Here is an 11,779-nt window from a genome sequence, read left to right on the forward strand (position 1 = left end):
GGGCCCCGCGATGTGAGGGTGGGTCAGGCGGTCGGGTGAACGGCCCGCCGCCGTTCGATCAGAACGCCTCTTCGGCGAGGTCCATCAGCTCGTTGTCGATGGCCTCGGCGATCTGGCGCTGCGCGGCGGTGGTCGGCAGCACGGTGCGGGCGAAGTGCTTGGCCGCGGCGACCTTGCCCCGGTAGAAGGCGACGTCCTTCTCGGACGCGCCCGCCTCCAGCTTGGCCAGCGCGACGGCGGCCTGGCGCAGCAGCAGCCAGCCGACCACGACGTCGCCGGAGACCATCAGCAGGCGGGTGGTGTTCTGACCCACCTTGTACATGTTCTTGACGTCCTGCTCGACGGCCGTCAGGTCGGCGATCAGCTTGCCGACGATGGCCTCCAGGTCGCCGGCGGCCTTGGCGAGCAGGTCGCGCTCGCCGGCCAGGGCCTCGCCGCCCTCGTTGGACGCCAGGAACTTCTGGATCTGCTCGTTGACCGCGGTCAGCGCCTGGCCGCCGTCCTTGACGATCTTCCGGAAGAAGAAGTCCTGGCCCTGGATGGCGGTGGTGCCCTCGTACAGGGTGTCGATCTTGGCGTCCCGGATGTACTGCTCGATCGGGTACTCCTGCAGGTAGCCGGAGCCACCGAAGGTCTGCAGGGACTGGGCGAGCTGCTCGTAGGACTTCTCCGAGCCGTAGCCCTTGACGATCGGCAGCAGCAGGTCGTTCAGGCGCTCGGCGGCGGCGTCGTGCTCGCCGCGCAGGCGGGCGGCCAGCATGTCGTCCTGCACCGAGGCGGTGTAGAGGACCAGGGCGCGCATGCCCTCGGCGTACGCCTTCTGGGTGAGCAGCGAGCGGCGCACGTCCGGGTGGTGGGTGATGGTGACGCGCGGCGCGGTCTTGTCCATGAACTGCGCGATGTCGGCGCCCTGCACGCGCTCCTTGGCGTACTCCAGCGCGTTCAGGTAGCCGGTGGACAGGGTGGCGATGGCCTTCGTGCCGACCATCATCCGGGCGAACTCGATGATCTTGAACATCTGGCGGATGCCGTCGACGGTCTCGCCGAGCAGCCAGCCCTTGGCGGGGTGCTTGGCGCCGAAGGTCATCTCGCAGGTGTTGGAGGCCTTGAGGCCCATCTTGTGCTCGACGTTGGTGGCGTAGGCGCCGTTGCGCTCGCCGAGCTCGCCGGTCTCCCAGTCGAAGTCGTACTTCGGCACGATGTACAGGCCGAGGCCCTTGGTGCCGGGCTTGCCGCCCTCGGGGCGGGCCAGCACCAGGTGGACGATGTTCTCGGACATGTCGTGCTCGCCCGAGGTGATGAAGCGCTTGACGCCCTCGATGTGCCAGGAGCCGTCCTCCTGCTTGATCGCCTTGGTGCGGCCGGCTCCGACGTCGGAGCCCGCGTCGGGCTCGGTCAGCACCATGGTGGCGCCCCACAGGCGCTCGACCATGCGCTGGGCGACCTTCTGCTGCTCCTCGGTGCCCTCGTCGTAGACGACGCCGGCGAAGGCCGGGCCGGAGGAGTACATCCAGATGGCGGGGTTCGAGCCGAGGACCTGCTCCGCGTACGCCCAGACCAGGGAGTTCGGGGTGACCTGGCCGCCGATGCCCTCCGGGATGCCCAGGCGCCACCACTCGGCGTCCATGAAGGCCTGGTAGCTCTTCTTGAAGGTCTCCGGGACCGGAGCGGTGTTGGTCGCCGGGTCGAACACCGGCGGGTTGCGGTCGGTGTCGGTGAAGGAGGCGGCCAGGTCGTTCTCGGCCAGCCGGGAGATCTCGCTGAGGATGTTCTTCGCGGTGTCGACGTCCATGTCGGCGAACGGACCGGTGCCGTACACCTGGTCGCGGCCGAACACCTCGAAGAGGTTGAACTCCACGTCCCGCAGGTTGGACTTGTAGTGACCCATGACCGTTTCTCCGGTTCGTCTTCCACGGGCGAGCCGCTTACGGCGCACCGCTTACCCACCAGTACGCCCCATGATGCTACCCAGCGGTAACTTGTTCAACCCCTCTGCCGTGAACCACCTATGAACGTGGTCACGTCCCACAATGCGGCCCGCCGCCGGATTGTGCGGATCGCCCGCCCCCAAGCAGGGTCCGGCCCGATAGCCTTGTCCCCGTGTACGGCTACGAGCAGAGCGCCTACCAGGATCCCTATCAGCAGCAGATGCAGCAGGGGATGTCCGGCATGCCCGGCGCCGGGTACGGCGACCCGCAGGCCGCCCAGCAGTCGCTCTACCCCGAGCCCTCGCCGCCCTCGCTGGCGGACGCGGTGCGCGCCTTCACCACGGGGGCGATGCCGGTGGAGGACTTCCAGGCCATCTTCATCACCTCGAAGGTCTACTGCCCGCGCGGCGACCGCCCCGGCTTCCTGGCGCTGCACAACACCCCGACGCCGGTGATCCCGATGTTCAGCTCGCTGAAGGAGCTGAAGCGGTACGCCGGCAAGGACTCCAAGCACTTCTCGGTCACCGGCGCCGAGGTGCTCGACCTGCTGCCCACCGGCTACGGCTTCGCCCTGGACATGGAGGGCGAGCACCGGATGGTGTTCGACGCCCGCGCGGTCGAGCAGATGGTCGACTTCACCATGCGCCGGATGTACGGCTGACCCCTCCTTCCACCCCTTCCCCGGGCCGGAATACACCCGAATAGTTCAACGTTCAACCTTGCGAGTGGTTGAGAGTTGAACTACTGTGGTGGACGTAGGCCACAGACCCGTCGAAGGAGGCCGACATGCCCGCCGTGACCGTCGAGAACCCGCTGACCCTGCCGCGCGTGACCACGCCCGACCCGGTGCACAGCACCGCCCGGCCGGTCCTCACCGTGGCCACCGCCCCCGAGGGCTACGAGGGCGAGGGCTTCCCCGTCCGCCGTGCCTTCGCCAAGATCAACCAGAAGTACCTCGACCCGTTCATCATGATGGACCAGATGGGCGAGGTGGACTATGCGGCCGGGGAGCCGAAGGGGACCCCTTGGCACCCGCACCGCGGCTTCGAGACCGTCACCTACATCATCGACGGGACCTTCATCCACCGGGACTCCCACGGCGGTGGCGGCACCATCACCGACGGCGACACCCAGTGGATGACCGCCGGCTCCGGCCTCCTGCACATCGAGACCCCGCCGGAGTCCCTGGTGCAGTCCGGCGGCCTGTTCCACGGGCTCCAGCTGTGGGTCAACCTGCCCGCCTCGGACAAGATGATCACCCCGAAGTACCAGGACATCCGCGGCGGCAGCGTCAAGCTGCTCAGCACCGAGGACGGCGGCGCGCTGCTGCGCGTCATCGCCGGCGAGCTGGGCGGTCACCAGGGCCCGGGCACCACCTTCACCCCGATCACCATGATCCACGCCTCGGTCAGCCCCGGCGCCCAGATCACCCTGCCCTGGCGCTCCGACTTCAACGCCCTCGCCTACGGCCTCGCCGGCAGCGGCTCGGCCGGCACCGAGCACCGCCCCTTCCACCGGGGCCAGGCCGTCGTCTTCGGCGACGGCGACTCCCTCACCATCCGCGCCGACGAGAAGCAGGACTCCCGCGACAACAGCTTCGAGGTCGTCCTCCTCGGCGGCCTGCCGATCCGCGAGCCCGTCGCCCACTACGGCCCGTTCGTGATGAACAGCCACCGCGAACTCCAGCAGGCCATGGAGGACTTCCAGGCCGGCCGCCTCGGCACCGTCCCCGCCGACGAGAACTGACCGCCCTCCGCTCCCCCCGAACCCGCGCCCACCGTCCTCGGACGGTGGGCGCGGGTCTTTTCGTGTCCGGGAAATTCGGGCTCAACCTTTCGCCGGGCTCGCGCATTGAGGACGGGTGAGAGACGCGAGCCAGGAGGGGTGGATGCGCGGACAGGACGAGTTGAGCTTCGAGGAGTACGCGACCGCGCGGACGCGGCGGCTGTACCGGACGGCGTACCTGCTGTGCGGGGATCCGCACCGGGCCGAGGACCTGGCCCAGGCCACGCTCGCCAAGCTGTTCGCGCACTGGCGGCGGGCCTCGCGGATGGAGAACCTCGACGCCTATGCCCGGACCGTTCTGACCCGCACGTTCCTGGCGGAGCAGCGCAAGTGGTCGCTGGCCCGTCGGCTCGGGTCGCTGGTGGGCTCGCCCGAGGAGTCCCGTCACGGGGACGCCGATCTGCGGGTGACGCTGCTCACCGCGCTGGCCCAACTTCCGTCGAGGGCAAGGGCGATGGTCGTCCTGCGGTACTGGGAGGACCTGAGCGTGGAGACGGTGGCCGAGCTGCTCGGGTGCAGCACCGGCACCGTCAAGAGCCAGTGTTCGCGTGCCCTGGCCAGGCTCCGCGAACAGCTCGGCGAGTCGAGCCCGTACGCGCCGGTGTGAACAACCCCGATGAACCGGACCGAGAACACGAAGGAGTACGAGGTGCAGGAGCGGGCGCCGGAGGCGCTGTTCATGAGAGAGGCCATGGAGGAGCTCACCGACGACCTGACCGAGCCGGTCGGGTTGACGGCCCGGGCGATGCGGGACGGGCGCCGGCGGCGGCTGCGGTCGCGGCTGGCGGTCGGCGGGGCGGCGGCGTGCACGGCGGCGCTGGCGGTGACGGGGCTGGCGGCCGTGGTGCCCGGGGTGGGAAGCGTTCCGGGCACCGGCGTGGTGCAGATGGGGGACGCGCCGGCTCCGCGGGTGTTCCCCACCGTCACGTTCTCCCCCACCACCGCACCATCGTCCGCGCCGCCGACCGACAGCGGCTCGTACGCCGAGCAGCAGCGGATCGAGGCGTTCCGGCAGGCGACGGCCGCCGCGCTGCAGGACCTGCTGCCGCCGGAGGTCGGCCAGATCCGGCTGGTGGCCGACGACGTGTCGGGCTACCTGGCGACGTCCCCGCAGGGCGGCACCTGGTTCATCCGGTTCTCCGTGAGCCCCGCCCCGAACGACACGACGCAGCGGACCTGCCGACCGGCCGACACGGCCAAGGGCGGGACCTGCCGCGACGAGAACCTGCCGGACGGGACGCCGGTCGTCGTGCGGGTCGAACCCGAGAGCGACGGCTCGGTGATCACCGACGCGATCTTCCACCTCGACCGCAGCGCGGTGACCGTCAGCGTCAGCCCCCATGAACGCAAGGGCAGTTCGGCCCCGGTGACGGCCGAGCAGCTGACGGCGTTCGTCCGCACGCCCCAAGTCCTGGACCTGGTCCGGCAGGCCGACCGGCACCCGGTACAGGAAGAGCCCAAGTCCTACAACGAGGGGGAGAACCGGTGAAGCGACGTACCGTTCTGACGACCGTTCTGCTGTCCGGCGCCCTGCTGACGACGGTCTCGCCGGCCGGCGCCCAGGACACCGCCGCCGCAGACCGCCACCGCGCCCGGGCCTGGACCGCCAACGCCTTCCCGGCCGGCAACGCCAACATCCTGGACGCGGACCGGCTCGACGGCCACACCGAACTGGCCGTCGGCTCCCGGCGATTCGGAGAGGGCAAGGGCAACACCTACACCGTGCCGGTGGCCTTCACCCGGGGCACCGGCGACGCGAACTGGCACGAACTCGCCCTCCCCGACGGCCTCGGCGCCCGCACGGTCGACAGCGACGGCGCCGGGGGCGCCTGGGTGACCGGCGACAAGGCCGCCAACGGCAGCACCATCCCCGTCGGCCACTACCGCAACGGCCGGTGGCAGGTGCGGAACGCCCCCGCCCCCGACCACACGCTGGCGGCCGGCTTCGGCGGCGTCGCGGCGGCCGGCGGCTCCGACGACGTGTGGGCGGTCGGCTCCTACGAACCGGACGACTACCTGACCTTCCTCGGCCTGATCGAGCACTGGAACGGCACCGGCTGGGAGCGGGTGCCGACCCCCGAACTCGACACCGACTACTGGACGCTCGGCGCGGTGACCGCCACCGGCCCGTCCGACGTCTGGGCCGCCGGCACCATCGGCACCCCCGAGGGGTGGCCGCGCCCCCTGCTGCTGCACTACGACGGCCGCGCCTGGAACCGGGTCGCCGCCCCGGACCTGGACTCCCGCTACGGCGAGCTCACCCAGCTGGTCGCGATCGGCCCCGGCAACGTCTGGGCCTCCGGCACCGAGGAGGGCCCGGACCACAACCCGCAGACCCTGGTCGCGCACTACGACGGCACCGGCTGGACGCACCAGGACACCGGCATCGGCGCGGGCCACCTGTACGGCCTCACCCGCACCGGCAACGGCGTGGCCACCGTGGGCCACCGCCTCGACAACGGCCACACCTACCAGCCGATCGGCGCCCGGCTGACGCCCGGCGGCTGGCAGCCGCTCGACCTCCCGCAGGCCGCCGGCGGCCGCGGCCGCGTGCCGGGCAGCGTCATGGCGGCCGGGGGCCGGCTGACCGTCGTCGGCATCGACGTCCCCGACGGCACCGACGCGAGCGGCGAGCCGCTGCCCCCGACACCATTTTCCGTGACCCGCTGACCCGCTGACCCGCTGACCCGCCGGCCACCTGCACCGCCCGCACGAACGCCGTCCCGCCCGGTCAACTGCTCGGGCGGGACGGCGCGTTGGCGTGGCCGCGGGCCGCTCTGTCAGGCGAGGGCGAGGCTGATCTGGTCGTTGAAGACCACCCAGTGCTGGCCCTTGTCGTTGGCGTCGCACGGCTTGCTGGAGACGTCCGGCGCACCCCAGGTGTTGGCGAGGCAGTAGCGGCCGGGGGTGCGCGTGGCGGCGTGCCCGGTGTCGGCCGCGCCGGCCCCGACGGCCGGCAGGAGGGCGGCGGCCAGGCCCATGGTGGCGATGGCGAGCGTCTTGCGGAAAGCGATGGCCATGAGGCGGTTCCGTTCTCGCAACAGGCCGCCCGAAACCGTGCGGCCCTGGGGTGCTTGCTCGGCTCGGACCCGAGCGCAGGGCAAGTTCTGGCAGCGGAGCACCGCGGACCGGCGGCACCGCACGCCGCGTTCATCCGAACGGGCAGTCCGCACGCGCCCGGATTCGTAGGCTGGGCTCCACCGAAGGACCGCACGAGAGGGAGGGCGACGATGGCGACGATTCATCAGACCACTGTCACGCCGGGCAAGTTGGAGATGCTGGCCGAGTGGCTGCCGAAGCAGGACTGGTTCCGCCCCGGCGGCGGTGAGCTGGCCCGGGCCGGCGGGTTCCGGCTGGACGACCCGGCGGGCGAGGTGGGCATCGAGGTGTACGTGGTGACGGACGACCGGGCCGCCTACCTGGTCCCGATGTCGTACCGGGGCGCGCCGCTGGAGGGTGCGCCGGAGGGGGCGCTGATCGGCGTCACCGAGCACGGCGTGCTGGGCACGCGCTGGTTCTACGACGCCGAGCAGGACCCGGTGGCGCACGCGCAGTTCGCCGAACTGCTGGCCGGCCGGGCGGTGCCGCAGCACCAGGACGAGAGCGACACGGTGGACGGCACCGTCGCGGTCGCGGCCGCGCCCGAGGGTGCGGCGGCGACGGTGACGCTGCGCCGGGAGCTGACCCCCGCCGGGGAGCCCGCTCCGGGCGAGGTGGTCGCCGGGTACACCGCGCCGGACGGTTCGGCGGCCCGCGCGGTGTTCCTGACGGCCGGTGCCTGAGGACCGTCAGAGCCGGGCGTAGAGCGCCGCGGCGTCGTCGTGGGCCTTGCCGCGGGGCCAGCGGACGCAGTCGGCGTCGGTGAGCTCCGCGGCACGGACCTGGGCGATCAGCTCGGCGGGGCCGGCCTCGGCGAGCAGTCGGACGGCGTCGGCCCAACTGCCCAGTCCCAGGCGGTCGGTGAAGCGGGCGGCGCCGTCCGAGAGGGCGGCGACCCCGTGCAGGTCGGCGCGGGCGACGACGCCGGTCTCGGCGTGCCGGGCGGCCTCGGGAGCGGTGGCGGCGATCCACGGCCCGTGGCCGGTGTTGCGGGCGGCGCGGACGGCGATCGCGTACCGCAGGTACAGGTCGGCGCGTTCGACGGTGCCGGGGACGGTCGACCAGACCTGGCGGCGCAGCGCCTCGCCGTCGGGGAAGCGTTGGTTGTCGCCGATCACCCGGGGCGGTCCGGCCTTGGGGTGCAGCACCAGCAGGGAGTCGCCGAGGGCCAGGTACTCCAGGGCGTCGCCGCGCAGGCGGGCGGCGACCACCATGGCGGCGGGCGTGTTGGGGTTGGCCAGGTCGCAGCTGCCGCCGTGCAGGGCGGCGGTGTCGGCGATGGCGTCGGCCAGGCAGTCGGTCATGGCCCGGTCGGGGTGGCCGGTGAGCCGGGCGACCAGGTGCGCGCCGAGGCGGCGCACGTACCAGGGGATGCCGTGGCCGCAGCCGGAGTCCAGGGTGTCCGGGGCGCTGGAGCCGTCCAGCAGCACCAGGGCCTCCGGGGTGGCCACCACGAAGTCCTCGCAGGCCCGGTCCGGGCGGCGCGCGTCGACTGCCAGCTGTACCCGCATGCCCTTCAGTCTGCGACGGCCGCCCGCCGTTCGAACAGGGGCTGTTCGGCCCGCTGTTCGGCACTCCTGCACGGCGATTCGGACATAATGGGTCAAGGTATGGCAACTTGCCGAGGCTTCGTGACAGGAGAGTCCCATGGTCTGGCAGTTCTTCGTCCTGGTGATCGCCTCGTTCGGCTTCCCGACCCTTGCCCTGCTGTTCATGATGGGCGGCCTGGAGTACCGCGACGAGCGGCAGCACCGCCACCACGGCCTGATCCACCGGGGCTAAGTGTCGGCCGACACCGCCCCCTTTCGGCATGGGATGGTGTGCACCAGCACTTCCCACCCGTCCAGGAGGTCCCCAATGAGCAGCGACACCGCCCCGGCAGCCGAGCCCGCGCCGGAGGCCGCGGCCGACGCCACCACCGACACCGACGCCGAGACGACCGGGCAGGACGACCAGAAGGCCAAGTTCCTGGCCGCGCTGCAGCGCAAGGGCGGCAAGAACCGGGGCGCCGGCGGCGGCCCCGGCAGCGACTCGAAGGTCCACGGCACCGCCGCCGCGGCCGGCGGCAAGCGCACCTTCCGCCGCAAGAGCGGCGGCTGAGCGCCCCGCGCCACCGCAGTGCCGAACGGCCGGTCCCCGCGCGGGGGCCGGCCGTTCGGCGTCCGGTCAGTCCTGGTGTTCGCCCGGGAGGTACGGGGTCTCGCGGAGGTACAGCGCTCCGCAGGTGTGGCAGTTGTGGTCGGGGTCGCGGGTCCAGTGGGTGGCGTCCTGGACGGGCGCGGCGGGGTCGAGCGTCTTGCCGCACAGGGCGGTGAGGTCCGCGTCGCGGACGATGTGCCAGCTGACCACGGAGTCCGTGGCGCCGCCGGGGCCGGTCTCGGCGCGCATCTGATGCATCATGATCACCATCGTCCGCCGACCGGACATCTCCGGCAATTCGCGCGCCCCCAGTGGGGTCAGAGCTGCCCCGGGGGTTCCGACAGCACCTCGCGGACCTCGATCGGCATGTTCATCGGCCGGCCGTCGTGCCCGGGTGCGGCGGACAGCGCGGCGGCGATCTCCAGCACCCGCTCGTCGGTCGCGCAGTCGACGATCCACCAGCCGAACAGGAACTCCTTCTCCGCCGGGAACGGCCCGTCGACGACGTCCGGCCCGCCCTCGCCGGCCCGGACGATCCGCGCCGTGTCGGGCAGCGCCAGGCCCTTGGCCTCGACGAGTTCGCCGCCGGCGGTGAGCTCGGCGACCGAGCGGCGCATGAAGGCGATGTGCGCGGCGGTCGCTGCCGGGTCCCAGTCGGGGATCGGCGGGATGTCGCTCTGCGACTGGCTGAAGTGCATCTGCAGCATGTGCGTCACGGCGGACGGCTCCTCTCGGTGCGGGCGCTTTCGCCCCCCATCGTCCCGGGGACGGAGCCGCGGCGCGGTTCTCGACACCGCGCCGGACCCCTCCGGTCACACCGCGGGCCGCAGCGCCCGCCATGCGGCCAGGGTGGTCAGCAGCAACGCCGCGCCGGCCAGCGAGAAGCCGGTCCGGGCGCCGACGTGCTGGGCGACGAAGGTGACGGCGAGCCCGGTGAACGGGAGGGTGCCGGTCATCGCGCTGCCCCACAGCGACATCACCCGTCCGCGCATCTCCGGGGCGGAGCGCAGCTGGGCGAGGGTGTTGGCGGTGGCGATGAACCAGATCGAGGCGACGCCGACGGCGGCCATGCCGACGACCGCGAGGACGGCGTTCGGCGCCAGTGCGGTGGCCAGCACCGCGACCGAGGTGACCACCGCCAGCCGGCGCACCCGGCGCGGCGTCGGCTCGGGCGCGGACGCGGCGAGCAGCGCGCCGGGCAGGCCGCCGAGGCCGAACGCGGCCATCAGCAGGCCGTACCCGCCGGGGCCGAGGTGCAGCGAGCGGTCGACCAGCGGCGGGACGGTCAGGTTCATCGCGAAGACCAGCCCGCTGGCGGCGGACATCGGCAGCAGGCCGCGGACGAGCGGCGAACGCCAGGCGTAGGCGAGGCCGTCGCGGGCGCCGGTCTTCGGCGGCCGGCCCCCGGCGGTGCGCTCGACGGGGGCGGGCGGGTGCAGCCTGCCCAGCGCGATCAGCGGCGCGAGGTAGCCGAGCGCGTTGAAGGCGAACGCCCAGGACGGCCCGCCGAAGTTCAGCAGCGCGCCGGCCACGCCGGGGCCGATCACCCGGGAGGCGTTGAGCGCCACCTCCCACAGGCCGACGGCGCTGGCGACCGCCCCGGGGCCGACCAGGTCGACCACGAAGACCTGGCGGGCCGGGGCGTCGACGGTGGCGACCAGTCCGGTGCAGGTGGCGAGGGCCAGCAGCAGCCACAGTCGCGGGCCGAACAGGGCGGTGGTGACGGCCAGCGCGAGGCCGAGCAGCAGCATCAGGGTCTGGGTGACCATCAGCAGGCGGCGCCGGTCGGAGCGGTCGACGACGGCACCGGCCCACGGCCCGAGCAGCAGCGTGGGGCCCCAGGTGCAGGCGGTCAGCACGGTCAGCCAGACGGCGTCCCCGGTGAGCCGGTAGACGATCCAGGAGAGCACGACGCCTTGGGCGAGGGCCCCGGACGCGGACATCAGCTGGCCGGCGAACCAGATGCGGAAGTCCCGTCCGCGCAGGGCCTGTCCCATCCGGGCCAGCGGGCGACTGGGGGCGGAGAGCGGCTCCGCAGCAGTGGTGGTCATGGTCCCCCTCCGGTGAATGGACTAGACCATAACCGGAGCACCCGGGCACGTGACCAGCGGGTTTCGGGCGGAGGGTTCGACCTGCGGAGCCGTCAGGACGCGGTGCGCAGCAGCGGCGCGGTGAGGATCTTGTCGAAGCTGACGGTGGCGCCGCGCTGCGGGTGGGTGCGCAGCTGCACGTGGTCGGCGAGCGCGTGGATGAGGAACAGGCCGCGGCCGCACTCGGCGGTCAGGTCGGGCAGCGCGCCGGGGTCGGCGGCCGGCAGGGCGGGGCGCAGCGCGGGCAGCACGTGGGTGTCGTAGGGGGCGGGCCGGTCGGCGGCGGGGCTGCGGGTGGCCAGCACCCGGGCGGGGACGGAGGCCCGGCCGCGGCGGGTGCGGGCGCGCGGCGCGGGCCGGTCGGCGGGGCGCTCGGACGCGGGGTGCCCGGCGGAGCCGGGGGCGGAGGCAGCGGCGGGACGGCGGCGCGGGCCGGGCCGGGACGCGACCGGCGGGCCCGGGGCGGGGCTGGTGTTGGCGACCTCGATCCGCAGCCGGTCGCCGCTGAGCGCGGCGGTGACCTGGAAGGTGTCGCCGAGGTGTCCGGGCCCGGCGTGTTCGACGGCGTTGGCGCAGGCCTCGGTGAGGGCGAGGCCGAGGTCGAAGGCGTCCTGCGGGTCGACTCCGGCGGAGTCCATGGCGCCGAGCAGGATGCGGCGGGCGAGCGGCACGCTCGCCGGGTCGCGCTTGAGGTGCAGAGTCCACCAGATGTCCACGGGAGATCCCTCCTGGCTGCGG

At 72.9% G+C, this 11,779-nt stretch carries 15 protein-coding genes; 8 read left to right on the forward strand and 7 right to left on the reverse strand.

Annotated elements, in window-relative coordinates:
- Positions 1-58: 58 nt before the first annotated feature.
- On the reverse strand, positions 59-1,888 hold the full coding sequence (locus AMK19_RS30325) for an acyl-CoA dehydrogenase (protein ID WP_073817884.1): 1,830 nt from the start codon (positions 1,886-1,888) through the stop codon (positions 59-61).
- A 212-nt stretch (positions 1,889-2,100) separates the two neighbouring features.
- Here AMK19_RS30325 and AMK19_RS30330 point away from each other — a divergent pair, with 212 nt between their 5' ends.
- The 5 genes from AMK19_RS30330 (at position 2,101) to AMK19_RS30350 (ending at position 6,383) form a co-directional block, all read left to right on the forward strand.
- Positions 2,101-2,589 carry an SseB family protein gene (locus AMK19_RS30330; RefSeq protein WP_043915454.1) on the forward strand — a complete coding sequence of 163 codons (489 nt, stop codon included), beginning with the start codon at positions 2,101-2,103 and terminating at the stop codon, positions 2,587-2,589.
- Positions 2,590-2,714: 125 nt separating this feature from the next.
- Positions 2,715-3,674, forward strand: coding sequence for a pirin family protein (locus tag AMK19_RS30335; protein WP_073817887.1), 960 nt, complete (start codon positions 2,715-2,717; stop codon positions 3,672-3,674).
- Between the two features lie 142 nt (positions 3,675-3,816).
- A complete protein-coding gene (locus AMK19_RS30340) occupies positions 3,817-4,320 on the forward strand; it encodes a SigE family RNA polymerase sigma factor (RefSeq protein ID WP_073818067.1) in 504 nt (167 codons plus the stop codon).
- 9 nt (positions 4,321-4,329) lie between these two features.
- A complete protein-coding gene (locus tag AMK19_RS30345) occupies positions 4,330-5,202 on the forward strand; it encodes a hypothetical protein (RefSeq protein ID WP_073817889.1) in 873 nt (290 codons plus the stop codon).
- Positions 5,199-6,383: a hypothetical protein gene (locus AMK19_RS30350; protein ID WP_073817892.1), complete on the forward strand. Its 1,185-nt coding sequence runs from the start codon at positions 5,199-5,201 to the stop codon at positions 6,381-6,383. Before AMK19_RS30345 ends, AMK19_RS30350 begins: the two co-directional genes overlap by 4 nt.
- A 110-nt stretch (positions 6,384-6,493) precedes the next feature.
- Here AMK19_RS30350 and AMK19_RS30355 read toward each other — a convergent pair whose 3' ends face one another.
- Positions 6,494-6,733 carry a hypothetical protein gene (locus AMK19_RS30355; protein ID WP_073817895.1) on the reverse strand — a complete coding sequence of 80 codons (240 nt, stop codon included), beginning with the start codon at positions 6,731-6,733 and terminating at the stop codon, positions 6,494-6,496.
- Positions 6,734-6,943: 210 nt separating this feature from the next.
- On the opposite strand from AMK19_RS30355, the gene AMK19_RS30360 reads away from it, so the two are divergent.
- Positions 6,944-7,495, forward strand: a complete 552-nt coding sequence (locus tag AMK19_RS30360) for a maltokinase N-terminal cap-like domain-containing protein (protein WP_073817899.1) — start codon at positions 6,944-6,946, stop codon at positions 7,493-7,495.
- 6 nt (positions 7,496-7,501) lie between these two features.
- Here AMK19_RS30360 and AMK19_RS30365 read toward each other — a convergent pair whose 3' ends face one another.
- Entirely contained in the window at positions 7,502-8,323 is an 822-nt protein-coding gene (locus tag AMK19_RS30365) for a hypothetical protein (protein ID WP_073817902.1), read from the reverse strand.
- A gap of 136 nt (positions 8,324-8,459) precedes the next feature.
- On the opposite strand from AMK19_RS30365, the gene AMK19_RS38330 reads away from it, so the two are divergent.
- Together AMK19_RS38330 and AMK19_RS30370 are read left to right on the forward strand one after the other, a co-directional pair.
- Positions 8,460-8,594, forward strand: coding sequence for a hypothetical protein (locus AMK19_RS38330; RefSeq protein WP_274537009.1), 135 nt, complete (start codon positions 8,460-8,462; stop codon positions 8,592-8,594).
- A gap of 75 nt (positions 8,595-8,669) precedes the next feature.
- Positions 8,670-8,912, forward strand: coding sequence for a DUF5302 domain-containing protein (locus AMK19_RS30370; protein WP_073817906.1), 243 nt, complete (start codon positions 8,670-8,672; stop codon positions 8,910-8,912).
- Positions 8,913-8,978: 66 nt separating this feature from the next.
- Here the strand turns inward: AMK19_RS30370 and AMK19_RS30375 are convergent, their stop codons facing one another.
- The 4 genes from AMK19_RS30375 to AMK19_RS30390 form a co-directional block, all read right to left on the reverse strand.
- Positions 8,979-9,212 (reverse strand): hypothetical protein, encoded by a 234-nt coding sequence (locus AMK19_RS30375; protein WP_083647500.1) that lies wholly within the window; start codon positions 9,210-9,212, stop codon positions 8,979-8,981.
- A 56-nt stretch (positions 9,213-9,268) separates the two neighbouring features.
- The gene (locus AMK19_RS30380; protein WP_073818070.1) at positions 9,269-9,658 is read right to left on the reverse strand and encodes a YciI family protein; all 390 of its coding nucleotides are present in this window, start codon (positions 9,656-9,658) and stop codon (positions 9,269-9,271) included.
- 105 nt (positions 9,659-9,763) lie between these two features.
- Complete coding sequence (locus AMK19_RS30385) at positions 9,764-11,002, reverse strand: MFS transporter (RefSeq protein WP_073817915.1); 1,239 nt, start codon at positions 11,000-11,002, stop codon at positions 9,764-9,766.
- Between the two features lie 92 nt (positions 11,003-11,094).
- The gene (locus AMK19_RS30390; protein WP_073817919.1) at positions 11,095-11,757 is read right to left on the reverse strand and encodes an ATP-binding protein; all 663 of its coding nucleotides are present in this window, start codon (positions 11,755-11,757) and stop codon (positions 11,095-11,097) included.
- Positions 11,758-11,779 lie beyond the last annotated feature (22 nt).

It is taken from the genome of Kitasatospora sp. CB01950 (genome assembly GCF_001905465.1).
GTDB lineage: Bacteria > Actinomycetota > Actinomycetes > Streptomycetales > Streptomycetaceae > Kitasatospora.